The following is an 18,484-nucleotide window of genomic DNA, read 5'->3' on the forward strand; positions in this document are numbered from 1 at the left end:
TCAGGCTGCTGGGTCACTCAACCCCAGTTCGGCCAATACCCGGGCGCGGGAGTCGTCATCCGCCAGCGCCTGTTCGATCGCCTTGCGAAAGCTCGGCGTGTTGCCCAACGGCCCTTTGAGGGCCATCAGCGCTTCACGCAGCGCCATGAGTTTTTGCAGCTCCGGGATCTGCTCGACCAGGTTCGCCGGGGTGAAGTCCTTCATCGAGTTGACCCGCACCTGGATCGACAGCGCTTCGATATCGGGCTGTTCCTGCAGGCGATTAGGCACGCTCAGGGTCAACGCCAGTGCCTGTTTGGCCAGTACGTCATCAAAGGTGTTCTTGTCGATACCGATCGGCTTGCGGTCTTCGAGCTTGCGTGGGTCTTCGCGCTGGGCGAAGTCGCCCAGCACCAGCAACTTCAGCGGTAGCTCGACCTCTTCCTGGGCGCCCCCGACGGCGGGCTTGAAGGTGATATTGATACGTTCCTTGGGTGCTACCGAACCTTCTTTGGCCACGGTAAATCTCCTTTTTTTCGAGGGGGTTCAAAAGCCTATTCAAGTACCGCTTCAACATCGAAGTGGCAGAGCCTTCGGTGGGTAGTTTCCTTGCGCTCGCGTATGGCCTGGCTTTGCGGCAAAAGCTCGCAACAGCGATACAAAAGCTGTGCAACCTGCAGTGCCAGTTCCGGCTCCCAGCGATCCAGACTGGCGCGCTGAAGCTCGTGGTCCAGGCCTTCCAGCTGCACCTTCGCCAGCTCATGCTTGCCTGCCGATAGGCACAATCGCGCCAGTGCCAGCCGCCAATGAAAACGCGCGCGCTCGCTGCGTGCGCTGCGCATGCCCTGCTTGAGTTCGTGTATTGCCTCCTTGAGCCCGTCCTTGCGCAACCTGGGCATGACCTCTTGCAACGCCGCCTCCCAGGGTTCGGCGTTGGCATCCACCACCACGGCGGACGGCGCAGGCGGCTGCAAGTGCCGAGCGACCTGAAGCGTGATCCAGTCCCGGGTGGCGGCATCGGCAAACGGCGCACCCTCGTGAAACCTGAATTCGGGCAGGTCCGGCAGCCGTTGCAGTAACAGCGCGAAGCTGACTTCCAGTTCGGTCATGGCCAGATCGGCCTGCAAGGCCTCAAGGCATTCCCAGACCATGCGCAAGCCGTCAAACCAGAACAACGCACCCGCCAGGCTGGCCTCAAGCTCAAGCAACAGTTCGCCGTAATGCCCTTGGGCAAAACGCTCCCGGTAGCGCTTGAGCTTGTCGGGCGTCGGGCCACGCAGCACCGTGAGGCGGTCACTGTCAGCGTCCGGGTAGCTGTTGAGTGCCAGCCAGGTGAGTGCCCGGTTAAGGCGCAAGGCGCGCAGGTCGGTCGCATCCTGGCGCAGCCACCAGTTGCATAAGTGCCGTCCATGCTCCTGCAATGTGCGCAGTGACTTGTGGGCCTCTTTTTCGCTGGCTATCGCAGGGTTGCCTGTTTTTTCCTGACCTGTTGCCGGCTCGGGGCTCAGCAACCGCGTCGCCGCCTGCTTGACCTGAGCAATCACACCCGCCGAAACGGCTTCTGGCAGTTCTGCTTGTGCGGCCTGCTCCAACCGCTGCGTCAACTGCCTGCGCAGCGGCAACAACAGCGGCGCCTCATCACTCAAGTGCGCAGACCAGAGCCGATCAAGGTGCGCCAGGTGCTCAAGCATGCAGCGAAATAGTGGCTGTTGATCCTTGAGCGAAACGCTGTGTGCAAACACCTGCTCCAGGCGCGGCACCAACCAGCCCAGTGCTGCGCCACGGGTGCGCATTTTTTGCGGATAGACAACCGCCCAATGGTGCTCACACAAATGACGCATCAACCCCAGGCCCGCCAACAGCCCTGGAAAAGATTCGCGTTGGTACAACGCCCAGGTCAACCAGGCCGCCACCCGCAGATCCTTGGTGTGCTGACGCAACAGGCTTTCGCTGATCTGCATGACCGCCTGCCAGTCCGGCTGGGTGCTGACATGCATCGATTGCAGCTTGCCAAGCTCGGCCTCCAAAGCCTCATATTCACTTGAAAAGCGCATGTCTGCGCCTGCAAAGTTACCTGGCGAACAGGGCACTAAGGCAAGTTCAATATAATAACCACACAAAGCGCCTGAATAATCCATTTTGGGCCGCACACCATTTAAAACAATTAAATTCTGCACACCTGAAGCACACTCAGGCGCAAAAAAACACGATTATAAAAACCTCGCCATTCTCTCCACGAAGTTCGCAAACACTAGCCGGACAAATAACATCCGGCAAGTGTCAAATCGGCACTTAAGGATTTTCCTACAACCCCTTAAATCATTGGCGTGCGCACCATTTTGCGCAGCAAAACCAGCACACCATGCTCAATTAACCCTCTCCTCCAACAAGCACACGAAAAAACTAGACGAGCAAATTAATGCACACTTCTGCGCAACCAATTTCATTTAAATCTGATTAAAAGACCACCTTCTTAATGAAATCAAGTTCAATAACCAGCAAACCCCCTGCTTTTACTGGGCTTGTTAATTTCAGGCACGTTTCTTGTTATAGGAACTTGCCCAGCCGGCACAACTACGACTGGGCACTACTTCAACCATCAGGCAAGGAAACCCGTCATGCCAACACCCGCATACCTCTCGATCACCGGTGTCAAACAAGGACTGATTACGGCAGGCACGTTCACCCAGGACTCGGTAGGCAACATTTACCAGGAGGGCCATGAAGACCAGATCCTGGTCCAGGCTTTTTCGCATCAGGTGATCATTCCCCGTGACCCGCAATCCGGTCAGCCAACTGGCCAGCGCGTTCACAAACCGCTGATGATCAGCAAGGTCTTCGATAAATCATCGCCCCTGCTGTTCAGCGCGCTGACCAGTGGCGAGGAAGTCAAATGCCAACTGCAATGGTTCCGTACCTCCTCGGCCGGCACCCAGGAGCACTATTTCACCATCGAGCTTGAGGGGGCGACCATCGTCGACATCCAGTCACGCATGCCCAACTGCCAGGCACCGGAAAACGCGCACTTCACGCATCTGGAAGACGTGCATTTCACCTATCGCAAGATCATCTGGACGCACGAAGTGGCGGGTACTTCCGGCTCGGACGACTGGCGTAGCCCGGTCGCCGGCTAGCCCTGGGTGACGCAGAAACGGCAGCCATGGACGGCACCGTTTCTGCGGGCCTGCTAGACCATTGACAGTGGATGCTTGCGCTTGGGTGCACCGAACACGCGATCAATCGCATCCAGATCGTGCTCGTCGAGCACCAGTTTCGCGGCGTTCGCGTTAAGCCGCACATGCTCGGGGCTCACCGCCTTGGGGATGGCAATCACACCGTCCTGGCGCAGTACCCAGGCCAGGGCGATCTGTGCGGGTGTGGCCTCATGTCGCTGGGCAATTTGCTTGAGCGTCGGGCTGGACAGCAGTTCGCCGCCCTGGGCAATTGGGCAGTACGCCATCAGTGGCAAATGGTGCTGTTGCCACCAGGGCAACAGGTCGAACTCGATACCCCGCTCTTCGATGTTGTAGAGCACCTGGTTGGTCGCACAGTTGGGGGACGCAAGTTCCTGCAGGTCGGCGACGTCAAAGTTGGAAACACCCCAGCGGCCGATCTTACCTGCCTCGCGCAGACGTTCAAACGCTTCGACGGTTTCTTCAAGCGGGTACTGGCCGCGCCAGTGCAGCAGGTACAGGTCGATATAGTCGGTGCCCAGCCGTTTGAGGCTGGCTTCACAGGCACGCGGCACGCCCTTGTGGCTGGCATTGTGAGGGTAGACTTTACTCACCAGGAACACCTGCTCGCGCTTGCCGTGAATGGCCTCGCCCACCACCTCTTCGGCGCCGCCTTCGCCGTACATTTCAGCGGTGTCGATCAGGCTCATGCCTTCGTCGATACCCAATTGCAACGCGGTGACTTCGGCTTTGCGCAGGTCCGGGTTTTCACCCATGCGCCAGGTGCCTTGGCCGATGACAGGCACGGGAACACCGGCCAGATCAATGGTACGCATAACAACCTCCTGATGAGTTGGCGAATTAACAGTGTGGCACTGACCGGACAAAAGGGTTCAATCGAAGTATGGTTAGCCTTTACCCAATCACCAGGCAGGAACTGTAATGCTGTTTGTGGTCATGCTCGGGGGCAAGCACCCAAGGGCAAAAATCGAAGTTCACGATGTGGTGTTCGCAGTGGCGGACACGCTGCAAGCCACCTACTCGCAATTGCGCGATGGCTGGTTCGGCAGCCCCAAGGGTATGCACATCGACGCCTGGATGGCGGTCGATGGCGTAGACGGCTGGAAGGTCGAACTCAGCCAAATGGCGCCGCCTGCCGGTGCCCATCACCTGTACTTCATCAACCTGGGTGGTTATGAAGCCAAGGTGTTCGGCGAGGCCCACCATTACTTACTGGTGGTGGCCCGCGACAAACAGGAAGCCAAGCGCAAGGGCCAGCAGCAGCTATTGCAGCACTGGTCGCAGGCCCATACCGATGGCGTGATGGACATTGACGACTACCTGCCTATCGATCTGGTGGACGGGCGCTATGTTCACCTGGTGCAAGGCGCACACCGGCCGATCATCCAGCAGAACGACTACATCCCCCTGCCCTGAGCCCTTAGGTGCAGGGCTCCAAGGTTTTGCCAAATAAACGATTGCCGTGGGTTTCTCCCTGGAAGGTATAGGTCGGCGAGCCCAGCACCTCGTAACCACGTCGAGGGTAAAAACCCAACGCGCGTTCATTGCCTTCCCACACGGTCGCCCACAATAAAGACGCGGCGCCCAGGGCCGCGCGCTGTTCCGCCGCCTGCAGCAACCGATAGCCAATGCCCTGCCCGGTAAATCGCTCCTGGATGTAGAGGCGCTGCAACTCGGCGGCATCCGGTGCTGTGATCATCGAATGAGTGGCATGCAGTTTGACCTGGGCGAAGCCAACAAGGTGGCCGTGCGACTCAGCCACCACCAGCGAGAGACCGGGCTGTGCCAGCAGCTGGGCGATGGTCTGCGGCGCAAAGGCTTGCAACGCCTCATTGGCAATCGAGGCGCGGATGCCTTGGGTGGCATACGTATCGAGAAACACCTGCATACCGAGCACGCCAATGCATAAGGCGTCCTCGGCAATGGCATCCCGAACAATCATGGGCGGCGGCTTGATAACAGGCATTGAGTCTCCGTACTCAAGGGGTGATGGTTAAAGCCGGATTCGAAGGCGTGGAGCTGTTCTACGCCGGCTTCAGTTTCAAAGGATGGGTAGGCTACATACCGCGCTAGCGCTTACCAACTACCGGATGCCCCACCGCCACCGCTGGAACCCCCACCCCCGGACGAGCTGCTGCTTGAACTGGAGCTTGAACCCGAGCTGCCGGAGCTTGAGCCAGAGCCGCCCCCCGAACCCGAGCCGCCATCGGAAATGCTCTGCAAAAATACAATAAACGCCACTACCGAAGCGGCGGGTATGGCGATGATCCAGCCTTGGTAACCATGCCCCAGCAGCAACCCGACGGCCACATACACCGCTGCCACCGCCAGCACCCGCAGCAGGAAGAAGCGCGGGCTATTCTTCCAGGATTGGTGGATAACGAAAAACAGCCCCACGTACAACCCCAGCACCAACGCACTGCCAAACGGCCACACCAGCCAATGGACGAAGTTGACGGCCACGAAGTGGTCCACCACCAGCAGTCCGGCAACGTAGGCCAACACGCCAATCACGCAATAAAATACGGTGCGCGCCAGCCACAACGCGCCGAAAGTCGCGCCGCCAATCAGCAGGGTCAGCGGCAATACCAGCAGGTACATCGGCCAGTCGCGGCCGCCCCCATACAGCGTCAACAGCACCGTAACTGCCACGGTGGCGATTAACGCCCGGCGCCAAGGCAGCTTGCCGGCGGCGATCAGCACACCGCCGACGCCCCCCAAGATAAACGCCAACAACACTGCAATAGCCTGCGGGTTGACCTCAGGCCCCACTGGTTTTGGCAGGTCGCCGCCGTCTACCAGCACGCCCAGGTCATCGACGGCCTGTTGAATCCCTCCCGCATAGTCGCCCTGGCGAAACGCCGGGGTGATGTGTTCTTCGATGATGCGATGGGCCAGCAGGTCGGTAACCGTGGCTTCGAGGCCGTAACCCACCTCGATACGCACTGTGTGGTCGTTCTTGGCCACCACCAGCAGGATGCCGTCATTGACGTCCTTGCGCCCCAGTTTCCAGGCACGGAACAGCTGGTTGGCAAAGTCCTCGATGGTTGCGCCGCCGGTAGTGGGCACCAGCAGCACGGCAACCTGGGCGCCCTTGCGTTGTTCGAGGGCGGCGAGTTGAGCCTTCAAGCGCTCGGTTGTGCCGTTATCCAGCGAGTTGGTGAGGTCGATCACCCGCTGGTTGAGGGCGACCTTGATCGGCGAAGTGTCCGCCTGGGCCATGCTCAACAGCCCCATCAGCAGCAGGGACAGCAGGCTCAAGACGGATTGGCGCACATACAGCCGCATGCTTTGTTACCTGAAGTTTCTTCGAAGAGGCGTCGACTTTACCTTATAGACGTATAACGCGTGACCCCACGCCCGCGACTATCTAAACTGCCCACACATATAGCAATGCGCCATAGCAGAGAACGCCATGAACCTAAAGCACCGCAACAACGTCAGTGTGATGGGCAACGGCACGACGACCTTGGTGTTCTCCCACGGTTTCGGCTGCAACCAGGCCATGTGGAATTATCTGGCGCCGCACTTTACCGAGCGTTTTCGCGTCGTGATGTATGACCTGGTGGGCGCCGGCCTGTCGGACCTCAGCGCATTCGACAAGACCAAATATGCTGCGCTGGAGGGCTACGCCCGCGATTTGAACGAGATTATCGACGCGTTCGCCAGCGGCCCGGTGATCCTGGTCAGCCATTCGGTCAGCGCGATGATCGCCACCCTTGCTGACCGCCTGGCACCAGGCCGTATCGCCGCCCATGTAATGATCGGCCCTTCCCCGCGTTATATCGACGACGTGGGTTACGTCGGCGGTTTCAAGCAAAGCGATATCGATGACCTGCTCGACACCCTCGACAGCAACTACCTGGGCTGGTCCAGCACCATGGCCCCGGTGATCATGGGCGCCTCCCCCGAGCCAACGGCGTTGAGTGCCGAGCTGAGCGACAGCTTCTGCCGCACCGAACCGGACATCGCCAAGCAATTTGCGCGGGTGACTTTTATGTCGGACAACCGTAAGGACGTGATCGGCCTGACCACGCCCGTGCTGATCCTGCAATCCCGTGACGACCTGATTGCGCCAGTGGCGGTGGGCGAATACCTGCACAGCGTACTGCCCAACAGCACCTATTGCCTGGTCGATAACATCGGCCATTGCCCGCATATGAGCGCGCCCCTGGCCTGCACGGCGGCGATGGACGACTTCCTGGCGCCGTGGGCCGTGGCCCATGTCGGCTGACCTGTTCGACAGCGCCGCCTGTGCGCTGGCCGTCACCACTGAGGAGGGCACGATCCTGCGCGCCAACACGCTGTTCGGCGGATGGCTGGGGCTGCGCAGTGCCGAGCTGTGCGGGCGGCGCTTCCAGGACTTGCTGACCATGGGCGGGCGAATATTCCACCAGACTCACCTGGCACCCATGCTGCGCATGCGCGGCAGCGTGAGCGAAGTCAAACTCGACCTGGTGCACCACGACGGGCACAAAGTGACCGTATTGCTTAACGCCAGCGCCCGCGAACAGGCCGGCGCGTTGGTACACGAGATCGCGCTGTTCGGCACCACCGACCGTGACAAGTACGAGCGCGAGCTACTCAATGCGCGCAAGCTTGCCGAAGCCCTGTTGCAGGAACGCACCAGCACCGAATTGGCGCTGCAACAGGCCCAGGCCGAGCTAAGCGAAGCCTACGCCATCGCCCAGCGCCGCGCGTTGTTTGCCGAGCAGATGGTGGCGATCGTCAGCCATGACTTGAAAAACCCACTGACCGCCATCCGCATGGCCACGGACATGCTCGCGCGCAGCGAGCGCACGCCCAAGGAGCGCCAGTTGCTGGGCCATATCGGCCAGTCCTCGGAGCGCGCCCAGCGAATGATTGCCGACCTGCTGGATTTCACCCAGGCCCGGGTCGGCCACGGGATCAGCATCAAAACCAAGCCCTTGGACTTGCACAGCGTGATCCTGCACGCCGTGGATGAACTGCGCGTGGCCTTCCCCAAGGCCACGTTAAAGCACCAGGCCGAAGGTATGGGCCAAGCGTGCCTGGATGCCGACCGGGTGCAGCAGATCATTGGTAACCTGGTGGCCAACAGCGTGGCCTACGGCGACTTGTTGATGCCCATCACCATCACTTCACGCCTGGGCGAGAGCGGCTGCCAGGTGGCCGTGCATAACCACGGCGCCGCGATCCCGCAAACATTGCTGGCCGGGCTGTTCGAGCCCATGACCCGTGGCACCGACCAAGGCAGCGAGGTGCGCAGTGTGGGGCTGGGCCTGTATATCGTGCGTGAACTGGCCAAGGCCCACGGTGGCGACGTGGTGGTGAGTTCCTGCGCCACCAAGGGCACGACCTTTACCGTGACGCTTTAGACCCGGTACGCCGTGCCCTGCATGACCGGCTCGACACGGCCGGTCAACACCACACCGCCCTGCCCATCCCACTGCACAGTGACCGTGCCACCGTCGCACTGCACCTCAACCGTAGCGTCCAGCAACCCGCGCCGAATCCCATTGACCACCGCGCCGCAGCAGCAGGAGCCGGAACCCAGCGGCACGCCCCCGCCGCGCTCCCAGATCCGCAGGCGGATGTGAGAGCGGTCCAGCACCTGCACAAAATGCACATTGGTGTTGGCCGGGAACAGCGGATGGGTTTCCAGCGCCGGGCCCACGGCTTCCAGGTCGATGCCGCTGATGTCGTCGACAAAATAGGTGCAATGCGGGTTGCCCATGCTGCAGGCGGCAGGCGCGCCATCGATGGGCAAGGTGCGGGTGTCCAGCGCTTCGGCCAGCGGCACGGCAGACCAGTCCAACGAGGGCGCGCCCATGTCCACCGACACTTGCTGCCCGGCGGCCCGCACACAGGTCAGCAAGCCTCGATCGGTGCGCAGTACGACAGTGTCGCGGCCGGTTTCATGCATCAAGCGGTCGGCCACGCCGCGGGTGGCGCTGCCGCAGGTTTGCAGCGGTGTACCGTTGGGGTTCCAGAACTTGATGCGGGCCAGGGCATCTTCGCAGTCGAGCACCACGGCCAGTTGGTTGAAGCCGATACCGGTGTGGCGGTTGCCCAGGCGCCGGGCGACCTGCGCAGTGATCGGGTCATCCTGGCCACGGCGGTCGATGATGATGAAATCGTCGCCATGGGCATGCATCTTCACAAAGGGCAAGGTCATGGACGGTCCTCGGTCGAGATCAGCCTGCAAGCATACGGGAGTTTCATCCAGGCTGTTTCAGCCGCGTGCTAGCGTTGGCGCATCCCTGCCCAACAGAACCGCTCATGAACAAAACGACTTTTGCCTTCACCTTACTGCTGGCCGCGTTGCCCGCGATGACGACGGCTGCAAGCCTCTGCCAGCCTGCGGCTGCAAACCCTGCCACCAAAGCCCTGTTGGCCGCCGCCCAACGGCATTGGGTCGACCTGCCAGCGCCGTTGCCGCATGTGCACACCGAAGGCACCCTGCCAAACCATGGCATTCGCGAGCAAAGCATGGTTGCCGAAAAGGACTGGCCGCTGATGCGCCAGGCGGCGCTGGCCTGGCGCATCAGCGGTGACCCGCGTTACCTCAAGCAAGTCGACGAGTACCTTGCCGCCTGGGCCGATGTCTACCAGCCGGACTTCAACCCCATCGACGAAACCAACCTCGATATGCTGATCACGGCCTATGCGCTGACCGCCGACCATTTGCGCCTGGAAACCCGCGCCGCCAGCCGCCGCTTGATCAGCAGCCTGGGCAATGGCTACATCGCGCATATCGAGCAATTCCACGGGCAGAAAAAAGGCACCCAGACCAATAACTGGCAAAGCCACCGCGTCAAGTTGGTGACCCTGGCCGCCGCCGCACTCGACGACCGAGCCATGCTTGAGCAGGCCCATCAGCTGTTTAAACAGCAAGTGGCCGACAATATCCTGCCTGACGGCTCGGTCACCGACTTCCAGGACCGTGACGCCCTGCATTACGTGGTCTACGACCTTGAACCGCTGGTGCAGGCCGCACTGGCGGCCAAGCCCTACGGCGGCGACTGGCTCAACCTCAAGACCAATGGCGCGTCGCTGCGCGCCGCCCTGGATTGGCTGGTGCCTTACGCCACCGGGCAACGCAGCCACCAGGAATTCCTGCATACCCACGTACAGTTCGACAAAGACCGCGCCAAGGTGGGCGAAGCCGGCTACAGCGGCACCTGGGATGCCAAAAGCAGCGCCACGTTGTTCTGGCTGGCGGCGCAACTGGATCAGCGCTACCTACCCGTGGCCGCGCAATTGGCCGCCCGCCCCGCCGACTGGATCAGCGCCTGCTATTTGAAATAAGCAACGCTAGACTGGCCAGGCGCCCTACTCGAAGGATTGACCATGCTTATTGTATTCAGCGGCCTGCCCGGCACCGGCAAGACCACCATTGCCAGCGAGCTGGCACGTCGAATAAACGCGGTTTACCTGCGTATTGATGTGATTGAGCAGGCGCTTCGGGATGCAAACGTACTGACCAGCGATGTGGGTGCCAGCGGTTATGGCGTGGCGAATGCGCTGGCCTTGAGTAACCTGCGACTGGGGCAGACGGTGATTGCCGACTGTGTGAACCCGGTGAGGGAGAGCCGGGAGGCATGGCACGCCGTGGCGGCGACAGCGGGTGCCGAGCTGCTTGATATTGAAGTGGTTTGCTCTGACCTGCGGGAACATCGGCGCCGTGTGGAAAGCCGCACAGGCGATATTAGCGGGTTGGTACCGCCCACATGGCAGTCGATATGGGAACGTCACTATGAAACCAGGAGTGAAAATGTGTTCACTATCGACACCGCATTCGTCAGTACAGCTCAAGCGGTTGCCACCACCTTGGAATACATTCATGGAGGAAGTGGCAATCAGGTTTGAGTTGTCGGAGCTAAACTTACTGACACATCTGTTGCAATCTCCCACTACAGTTTTTGAGACCACTTAGATAGTCAATGTAAACCGTGATGTCATTTTGCTTGTATTCAGCGTTCATTACTGACTTCATATTAGTTGGATCAATAGGAATGCTTTTCCCAGTTAAACACGAAGCGTGTATTTCACAATTTTGGAAGGGCAAACCTTGCTTATCTGCTGTCCGTGACGGCACGGACTCAGGAATGGGATTTACTGTAAGTATGCACGTTGCTGCCGCAGAGGTCGTTTTCCATACATCGGTACAGCTCTGAGCTTGTGCGATAACAGCCACGCACGACAACAATGCCAATGCGATGACTTTAACGTATAAACGAGCAAGAAAATTCATCAGATTTGGCCTTTATAGTTTTGATGGAACCTCAACAATCCTTTAGATCGATTCCAAACTCCACTGTCAAATCTGACAGTTCTAAAGACCTTTTAGTTATAGCTCACAAGCTAAAATAAACTTATAAGATTGAAGATACCTGCCTCTATCACAGCACCGCCCCCATCGCCTTCACCAACACCGGGTCACGCCCATAAATATCCGGCGAGTACACCAACCCGCCTTGGCGATCGACTTCCACTGTCCAGTAGCCCAACAGCACCGGCACCGGCGTGGCCAGCCTGAATTCATGGGTTGTGCCGGTGGCGAGCAATTCTTCGGTGCGTGTGCGTTCGGCCGGGGTTACCAGCAGGTCGCGCAGCATCATCGGTTGCTCAACCCGCACACAGCCCGAACTGAAGGCCCGTGGGCCTTTGGTAAACAGCGGCTGGCTCGGCGTGTCGTGCAGGTAAACGGAATAGGGGTTGGGAAAGCGCATCACGATGCGGCCCAGGGGGTTGCGCGGGCCGGCTTCCTGGCGCAGCAGAATGTTGCCGGGGTGCGACCAATCCACCTGGTCGGCCGTCAATGGGCGGCCCTGGGCGTCGAGCACTTGCAGGTTTTGCTGGCGCAGGTATTCGGGGTTGAGGCGGATGGCCGGGAGTTTGTCCTCACGCATGATGGTCGGCGGAATGGTCCACGTGGGGTTGAGGGTCAGCCGGGTAATGCGCGACTTGAGCAGTGGCGTCTGGCGCTCGGCACGCCCGACTTGCAGGCGGGTTTGCCACACCGGGATGCCGCTCTGGTAGACGCTCAGTTGCGCGCCCGCGACATTGACCACCACGCCTTCGGGCTCCAGGTCCTGGGCCAGCCAGCGGAAGCGTTCGAGGTTGATGCGCAGCTGGTCGCGGCGCATCGCCGGGCTGATATTGAGTTCGGCCACGGTGCCTGTGCCTATTACACCGTCGGCCTGCAGCGAGTGGCTGAGCTGGAAGGCCTTGACCGCCTTGACCAACTCATCGCGGTACTGCCGGCTGTTGCCCGTCGGCGCCTGGGCCAGGTAGCCACCGCTGTACAAGCGCCGCGCCAGTTCGGGCACGCGCGGGTCGTCCATGCCTGGCTTGAGCAGCGGCCCGGTGGCGACCGGGTCCCAATGGGGCAACGGCTGCAGGCGCACAGTGGCATAGGTATTGCGCAAACTGCGGTACAGATCAGCGCTGGGGCGCGCCTGGTCAAAGGCTTGGGCCATGTCTTGCAGGCCGGTGGCGGCGAAGGCCAGCACTTGAATATTGGGGTCGAGGGTGGGTGGCTGGGAATGCCACAGCGGCTCGAAACGCGATTGTTGCAGGCGCCCGTAATGTAAATCCTGCAGGGCTTGCAGGTATTGCCGGCTGCTGCCGATATCGCTGCACAGCATGTTACCCGTGGCCTCCACGATAGGCAGGCTATAGTGGGAGGGCTCCAGGCCATCGTCGGCCAGCATCAACAACTGAGATTGCAGTGCGTGGCGGCGCTCATCGGACCACAGCGTCACATTGCCCTGTTGCTGGTAGAGCGCCTGCAAGCGCGCTTGGGCCGTGGCGTCTATCTGCGCGGCAAGGTCGGGGCAAACGCTGGGCAGTTGAGAAAGGGCCAACTGCACCGGGCTGGTCGAAACCACCGGTACGGCATCCACCGGCAGCTCATCAGCTGTCGCGACCAGTGGTGCAACGAGCAGGCAAATGCTCAAGTAACATGCGTGTTTTTTGAACAATTGACTCAACTCCAATCCACAGCGGGGGGGATGTACTGTACATGCTGACTTTAATTTGCCGCGCCGGCTTGATCGCCGTGGCCCTGGCTTCGCTGAGCAATGTTACGCTCGCCGCCACTGCCAACCCTCCTACTTTGTATAGCAGCCTGGCGCGCTCGGCTCCAGAACTCAATCCCACGGTACTGAAAAGCGCCCTGAGCGCGGTGCAATGCGCGGTCAATAACGGCGAAGAGCGTTCGGATCGCCTGGCCGTCATTGACTACTCCCAGCCCTCGACCGCCCGTCGGCTGTGGATCTTCGACCTGCGCAAGAAGACCCTGGTACTGCGCGACCTGGTGGCCCATGGTGCCAAATCCGGGGAAAACTTTGCCACGCAATTTTCCAATCGAGAAGGCAGCCACCAATCCAGCCTGGGTTTGTTCCGCACCCAGGAAAGTTACCTGGGCACCCACGGCTACTCGTTGCGCATGGACGGCCTGGAGCCGGGCTTCAATGACCAGGCCCGCGACCGCGCGCTGGTGATCCATGCGGCCGACTACGTCAACCCGGCCTGGAGCAGGCGCGAAGGCCGTATCGGCCGCAGCCAGGGCTGCCCGGCCGTGCGCCCGCAAGTGGCGCGCCAAGTGGTAGACAAACTCAAGGATGGGCAGTTCATGTTCTCCTGGTACCCGGACCAGCGCTGGCTGAAGTCTTCGACGTACTTGAACTGCAAGCCCCAACAAGTGGCGAGTAGTCGTACAATCCGTGGTGGTTAGCCTGTCCCCACAGATAAAAGAGAGCGTCGCATGCTTCTACACACATCCACCTGGATCGAGATCGGGCAGTTTCTGGAGCGCAGCCGCACGGTGGTGATCCCCATCGGCTCCAACGAACAACACGGCCCCACCGGCCTGCTGGGCACTGACTGGATGTGCCCGGAAATCATCGCCCATGAGGCGCAGAAGAACGCCGACATTCTGATCGGCCCGACCTTCAATATCGGCATGGCCCAGCACCACCTGGGCTTTCCCGGCACCATTTCGTTGCGCCCTTCCACCTTTATCGCTGCAATTGGCGACTGGGTGCGTTCATTGGCCGGGCATGGTTTCGACAAAATCCTGTTCTTGAATGGTCACGGCGGCAATATCGCCACTATCGAAGCGGCTTTTTCCGAGCTGTACGCCGAAGCCAGCTACGCTCGCCGCCCCGCCGGGTTTGCGCTCAAGCTGGTGAACTGGTGGGACCTGGAAGGCGTCAATGAGTTGGCTCACCGCCAATTCCCGGTGGGCCACGGCAGCCATGCCACGCCGTCGGAGATTGCGGTGACGCAGTGGGCGTACCCGGAATCGATCAAGTCGGCCGAGTATTCGCCGCAAATCGCCAACACCGGGCCGATCCGCGAAGCGCTGGATTTTCGCGCGCGTTTCCCGGATGGGCGCATGGGTTCGGACCCGGCGTTGGCGACGGTGGAAAAAGGCGGTGAATTGGTAGCGTTGGCGGCCAAGGGGTTGGTCAACACCGTGAACGCCTTCAGCAACGAAGCCAAACCTTAGCCGAACACACAGCACAATGTGGGAGCGGGCTTGCTCGCGAAAGCGGAGTATCAGTCGACATCTTTACTGACTGATCTACCGCTTTCGCGAGCAAGCCCGCTCCCACATTTAAATCTGCACGCCTACTAGGATTATTTGCAATCCTGCGCCGCCAACTCCAGCCGCGAAGGCTTGATCGCCGACGCCAGTGGCTTGCGCTCATACAGGAACACCTTGGTGCCGTCCTGGGACTTGTAGGCTTCCAGCACATCATCGGCAGCAATCTTGCTGGTCAACACCACTTTGGCGTGACGCGAGTTCTGGGTCACGGTCGAGGTGATGCCGTGCTTTTCAAGCTTGGGCAATACGCACTGCACATAGCCCTCAGGCGTCTTGTCGGTTTGCAGGGTCAAGCTCGGAGCATTGGGAGCGGTGATACAACCGGTCAGCAACAAAGGTGCCGCGGCCAGGGCCGGAATGAAAAAAGCGCGCATATAAAATCCTGAGTATAAAAAGAAAAGTTCATATCAACTGGCGCGTACCAACGCCTTGAGCGACACATCGAACTGCTTCAACGCATCAAGCTGTACATCACGCTGCTGTTCAATCTGTGCGGCAATTTCCGGCGCCGCCTTGTCATGCACCCACACCGACGGCACTTGCTTGTGCACCGAGCCTTCGGCCTTGGCGATGTATTGCAGGTTTGCGTCATAGAAGCGTGCAACAAAGCGCGCCTCAACCTGATCGTTACGCTGGGTCAACAGTTGGTTGTGGGTATCGAGCACCACCACCACATCCGGGTGCGCCTGCACCAGTTCATCCAGGCTGCTATAGACCGTTACGGCAAGAAAAGTGCCCTGCAACGAACTCATTAACCAATCGATCGCCAGTTCCGGGTCGGAGCTGTTGACGAATGCCTCACGGATGCGCCCGTCGAGGGCATCCTTGGCGCCGTTCATGGCCATGGCGTGGTAGCGTTCAAGGTAGCTGAGGTTGTCGCGGGTGTTTTCGCTGTACAGCACCCCCACCGATTGCGCGTGCCGCAGGGAGTCTACGCTACCGACGAGGGGCAGCAAATGGCCGGTACGCAGATCATCGGCAATCGCCGGGTTGGCCAGCACCGTGGTGCCAAGCATCAGTATCATCAGGCCCAGCTGAATTATCGTCCTCATCGCGCATTTCCTTGAGCTGCGTGTCGATGGGGCGATTGTCCGCTTTTGGCGCAAAAACAGAACGTGTGATCCTTGATGGTGACTATCATTTGAACCGATAGTGTCAGGCAGCCTCTTCTCATAAAACCTATAAGGACCACGCCATGAAGCCCCACCAGAAAACCTTCGACCGCATCCGCGAAGCCGTATTGCCGGAGTTTCGCGAGCGGGTCGCCGATTACCTGGTCGATTATGAAAACGTGCTGCAGGACGAAACCGCAGAAGCCGACCTGCGTTACGCCACTGTCCAGCAACTGCGCGGCTACCTGCGCGGTTTGAACACCACACGGGTGCTGGGCATGGCCGATTGGGAAGACCTGGACCGGCGTGTGGCCCAGGAATGGCTGTAACCCCTAGAGCGCCGGGCGTTGCAGGTTGACCCAGGCCTGCACCGAGGGCCGCTGCCATTGGCGTTGTGCATAGGCCACCAGCTCGGACGGCACGTTGTCACCGTTGAGGATCAGACGGTTGAGCATCACGGCCAGGTCAACATCGGCAATCGACCACGCGCCGAACAGGTATTCCGAGTGGCCTGCCAATAACGCCTGCGCCGCGCTGATCAACTTGCGCGCGGCCGCCTCACCTGCAGGCGACAGCGGCGGCCTCTTCTGCCCGTAAAACACCACCAGCGTCGAGCGTTCCTGACGAATCGCCTGCAAGTCGCTGCGCAGCCACGCCTGGACCTGACGCGCCCTCGCCCGCTGTTTTGCGTCCGTCGGGTAAACCGTGGTCTCGGGGTAGGCCTCATCCAGGTATTCGCTGATCGCCGAGGATTCCGACAATGCAAAGTCGCCTTGCACCAACGTGGGCACGCGCTGGGTCAGCGACAGTTGGGCAAATTCCGCCGTGCGGTTTTGCGCCGTGTCCAGGTCAAGGGTGACGGTTTCGAAGGCCAGGCCCTTTTCCAACAGGGTGACGAACACCGACAGGGCGTAGGGGCTGGTGAATTGAGCATCGACATAAAGGCGCAACGACGGTGCTGGCATAGAGGTTCTCCTTGGATGAAGGCCCACGCTACGAGATCGGCGCCCAGAAAGACAATGCGCAGTTTTTATGGAGGCATTCCTGGCGGGAATAGCAGCATTAATGGCAAGATCATAGCTCTTTGCCACCCCGCGATGCCTTTCCGGCCTTCGCACCACTCACCCATAGCTTTCAAGGAAGATAAGCTTATGAAACAAGCAGTTGTGGTTATCCATGGCATCGGCGAACAGCGCCCGATGGACACTTTGCGCGGCTTCGTCGAAGCGATGATCCCGGCGGACACGCCCGATGGCACGCCGTTTTACTGGAGCAAGCCGGACCGGCTTTCGCGCAACTTTGACCTGCGTGTATTGAAGTCGTCGGGTCGCACCAGCACGGATTTCTACGAGTATTACTGGGCCCACAAGATGCAGGGCACCAAGGTTGGCCACCTGCTGGGCTGGTTGTGGGATATTTTCAAGCGCCCGCGCCGTGACATTCCCGAGGCCATCGTGCCGATCTGGCGAACCACGCGCTGGACGGTGCTGGTGCTCCTGCTGCTGATTGCCAGCGGCACCCTCGCCACGGCCTGGGGCCGGTTCGACCACAACAACAACCCCTTCGCGCTGGTGCCGCTGCTGCTTGGAGCCATCGGCCTGGGGCTGCGTTATTCCGCGCTGTCCTACCTGGGCGATGCGGCACGCTACCTGAGCCCCAACCCACAGAACGTGGTGGTGCGCGAACAGATCCGCGCCGATGGCGTCGCGTTGCTGCGCGCCCTGCACAACAAGGGCGACTACGACCGCATCATCGTCGTCGGCCACAGTTTGGGCAGTGTGATTGCCTACGACATCGTCGGCTACCTGTGGCATGAACATCACGATCAACTGACCAAGGTGATCCCCAGCAACCGCGAGCTGGCCGACCGTTATGCCGAGCACCAACCGCTGCAACCGGTGATCAACGAAACGCTGCCCAACGCCGGCGCCGCCCTCGACGGTAGCCTGGGCAGTGTCCTGAGATTTCGTGAACAACAGGCCCAAGCGTTTATCGAACAACGCGGCCTGGGCAACCCCTGGCGCATCACGGATTTGGTCACGGTGGGTAGCCCCATGGCCCACGCCAGCCTGTTGCTGGGCCGCAGCGTAAGTGACTTTAAAAAACGCATCGAGCGCCGCGAAGCGCCGGCCTGCCCGCCTACCGAAGACACCAAGGGCTACGGCTACAACGCCCGCCAGCCGGTGATGCTCGGGCAAAAACCGTTCACCCCGCAGTACCTGCATCACGCCGCGGCGTTTGCCGTAACGCGCTGGACCAACCTGTACTTCCCGGCGCCCTACGGCTTGTTTGGCGATATCGTCGGCGGCCCGGTCAAGCCGGTGATGGGTGCAGGCGTGCTGGATTTACCCGTCACCGTGGGCACCTGGAAAGGCTGGCTCGCCCGCTCCTGGCTCAGCCACACCCGCTACTGGAGCGAGCGCGGCGGTGCACAGGGCTACCTCGGCACGCTCACCCAGGATGAAAACGCGATTACCCATGGCCCGCGCCCCTCGGCCACCGAAGCACTGCGCTGGGCGGTCGACCTAAAGGGACTGCGGCGCTTTCGTCCAGTGGCTACCAAGGCAACCCTGGCGCCCACCGAGGCCTAGGACCACGCA

Annotated in this window: 20 protein-coding genes; 10 read left to right on the forward strand and 10 right to left on the reverse strand. The window is 60.4% G+C overall.

Annotation, left to right across the window (positions count from 1 at the left end; all coding sequences use genetic code 11):
* Both tssB and tssA read right to left on the reverse strand, forming a co-directional pair.
* The gene (gene tssB, locus QF043_RS15570) at nt 1-498 is read right to left on the reverse strand and encodes a type VI secretion system contractile sheath small subunit (RefSeq protein WP_307419233.1); all 498 of its coding nucleotides are present in this window, start codon (nt 496-498) and stop codon (nt 1-3) included.
* Nucleotides 499-533: 35 nt separating this feature from the next.
* Nucleotides 534-2,117, reverse strand: coding sequence for a type VI secretion system protein TssA (gene tssA, locus QF043_RS15575; RefSeq protein ID WP_307419234.1), 1,584 nt, complete (start codon nt 2,115-2,117; stop codon nt 534-536).
* A gap of 480 nt (nt 2,118-2,597) precedes the next feature.
* Here tssA and QF043_RS15580 point away from each other — a divergent pair, with 480 nt between their 5' ends.
* Entirely contained in the window at nt 2,598-3,113 is a 516-nt protein-coding gene (locus QF043_RS15580) for an Hcp family type VI secretion system effector (protein ID WP_017136833.1), read from the forward strand.
* A gap of 53 nt (nt 3,114-3,166) precedes the next feature.
* Here the strand turns inward: QF043_RS15580 and QF043_RS15585 are convergent, their stop codons facing one another.
* Nucleotides 3,167-3,988, reverse strand: coding sequence for an aldo/keto reductase (locus QF043_RS15585; protein ID WP_307419235.1), 822 nt, complete (start codon nt 3,986-3,988; stop codon nt 3,167-3,169).
* 106 nt (nt 3,989-4,094) lie between these two features.
* On the opposite strand from QF043_RS15585, the gene QF043_RS15590 reads away from it, so the two are divergent.
* Entirely contained in the window at nt 4,095-4,589 is a 495-nt protein-coding gene (locus QF043_RS15590) for a DUF1543 domain-containing protein (protein ID WP_307419236.1), read from the forward strand.
* A gap of 4 nt (nt 4,590-4,593) precedes the next feature.
* On the opposite strand, the gene QF043_RS15595 is transcribed toward QF043_RS15590, so the two are convergent.
* Entirely contained in the window at nt 4,594-5,139 is a 546-nt protein-coding gene (locus QF043_RS15595) for a GNAT family N-acetyltransferase (protein ID WP_307419237.1), read from the reverse strand.
* A gap of 110 nt (nt 5,140-5,249) precedes the next feature.
* The gene (locus QF043_RS15600) at nt 5,250-6,461 is read right to left on the reverse strand and encodes a YgcG family protein (protein WP_307419238.1); all 1,212 of its coding nucleotides are present in this window, start codon (nt 6,459-6,461) and stop codon (nt 5,250-5,252) included.
* Between the two features lie 127 nt (nt 6,462-6,588).
* Between QF043_RS15600 and QF043_RS15605 the strand changes: the two genes are divergently transcribed.
* Both QF043_RS15605 and QF043_RS15610 read left to right on the forward strand, forming a co-directional pair.
* Entirely contained in the window at nt 6,589-7,407 is an 819-nt protein-coding gene (locus QF043_RS15605; protein ID WP_307419239.1) for an alpha/beta fold hydrolase, read from the forward strand.
* Nucleotides 7,397-8,530, forward strand: a complete 1,134-nt coding sequence (locus tag QF043_RS15610) for a PAS domain-containing sensor histidine kinase (protein ID WP_307419240.1) — start codon at nt 7,397-7,399, stop codon at nt 8,528-8,530. Before QF043_RS15605 ends, QF043_RS15610 begins: the two co-directional genes overlap by 11 nt.
* On the opposite strand, the gene dapF is transcribed toward QF043_RS15610, so the two are convergent.
* On the reverse strand, nt 8,527-9,330 hold the full coding sequence (gene dapF / locus QF043_RS15615; protein ID WP_307419241.1) for a diaminopimelate epimerase: 804 nt from the start codon (nt 9,328-9,330) through the stop codon (nt 8,527-8,529). The two genes, QF043_RS15610 and dapF, sit on opposite strands and share 4 nt — an antisense overlap.
* 104 nt (nt 9,331-9,434) lie before the next feature.
* Between dapF and QF043_RS15620 the strand changes: the two genes are divergently transcribed.
* The gene (locus QF043_RS15620; protein WP_307419242.1) at nt 9,435-10,463 is read left to right on the forward strand and encodes an alginate lyase family protein; all 1,029 of its coding nucleotides are present in this window, start codon (nt 9,435-9,437) and stop codon (nt 10,461-10,463) included.
* 42 nt (nt 10,464-10,505) lie between these two features.
* Complete coding sequence (locus QF043_RS15625) at nt 10,506-11,024, forward strand: AAA family ATPase (RefSeq protein ID WP_307419243.1); 519 nt, start codon at nt 10,506-10,508, stop codon at nt 11,022-11,024.
* A gap of 533 nt (nt 11,025-11,557) precedes the next feature.
* On the opposite strand, the gene QF043_RS15630 is transcribed toward QF043_RS15625, so the two are convergent.
* Nucleotides 11,558-13,141, reverse strand: coding sequence for a murein L,D-transpeptidase (locus QF043_RS15630; protein WP_307419244.1), 1,584 nt, complete (start codon nt 13,139-13,141; stop codon nt 11,558-11,560).
* A 41-nt stretch (nt 13,142-13,182) separates the two neighbouring features.
* On the opposite strand from QF043_RS15630, the gene QF043_RS15635 reads away from it, so the two are divergent.
* Together QF043_RS15635 and QF043_RS15640 are read left to right on the forward strand one after the other, a co-directional pair.
* Entirely contained in the window at nt 13,183-13,896 is a 714-nt protein-coding gene (locus QF043_RS15635; protein ID WP_056859212.1) for a murein L,D-transpeptidase catalytic domain family protein, read from the forward strand.
* Between the two features lie 30 nt (nt 13,897-13,926).
* The gene (locus QF043_RS15640) at nt 13,927-14,673 is read left to right on the forward strand and encodes a creatininase family protein (RefSeq protein ID WP_305459573.1); all 747 of its coding nucleotides are present in this window, start codon (nt 13,927-13,929) and stop codon (nt 14,671-14,673) included.
* 131 nt (nt 14,674-14,804) lie between these two features.
* On the opposite strand, the gene QF043_RS15645 is transcribed toward QF043_RS15640, so the two are convergent.
* Together QF043_RS15645 and QF043_RS15650 are read right to left on the reverse strand one after the other, a co-directional pair.
* Nucleotides 14,805-15,146, reverse strand: a complete 342-nt coding sequence (locus QF043_RS15645; protein ID WP_307419245.1) for a hypothetical protein — start codon at nt 15,144-15,146, stop codon at nt 14,805-14,807.
* Between the two features lie 33 nt (nt 15,147-15,179).
* Nucleotides 15,180-15,824: an ATPase gene (locus tag QF043_RS15650; RefSeq protein WP_307419246.1), complete on the reverse strand. Its 645-nt coding sequence runs from the start codon at nt 15,822-15,824 to the stop codon at nt 15,180-15,182.
* 143 nt (nt 15,825-15,967) lie between these two features.
* Here QF043_RS15650 and QF043_RS15655 point away from each other — a divergent pair, with 143 nt between their 5' ends.
* Nucleotides 15,968-16,213, forward strand: a complete 246-nt coding sequence (locus QF043_RS15655; RefSeq protein WP_307419247.1) for a hypothetical protein — start codon at nt 15,968-15,970, stop codon at nt 16,211-16,213.
* Between the two features lie 3 nt (nt 16,214-16,216).
* On the opposite strand, the gene yfcF is transcribed toward QF043_RS15655, so the two are convergent.
* A complete protein-coding gene (yfcF, locus tag QF043_RS15660; protein WP_307419248.1) occupies nt 16,217-16,849 on the reverse strand; it encodes a glutathione transferase in 633 nt (210 codons plus the stop codon).
* 186 nt (nt 16,850-17,035) lie between these two features.
* Here yfcF and QF043_RS15665 point away from each other — a divergent pair, with 186 nt between their 5' ends.
* Complete coding sequence (locus QF043_RS15665; protein WP_307419249.1) at nt 17,036-18,475, forward strand: hypothetical protein; 1,440 nt, start codon at nt 17,036-17,038, stop codon at nt 18,473-18,475.
* Nucleotides 18,476-18,484: the final 9 nt, after the last annotated feature.

Origin of the sequence: Pseudomonas sp. W3I7 (genome assembly GCF_030816095.1) — a bacterium.
GTDB lineage: Bacteria > Pseudomonadota > Gammaproteobacteria > Pseudomonadales > Pseudomonadaceae > Aquipseudomonas > Aquipseudomonas salomonii.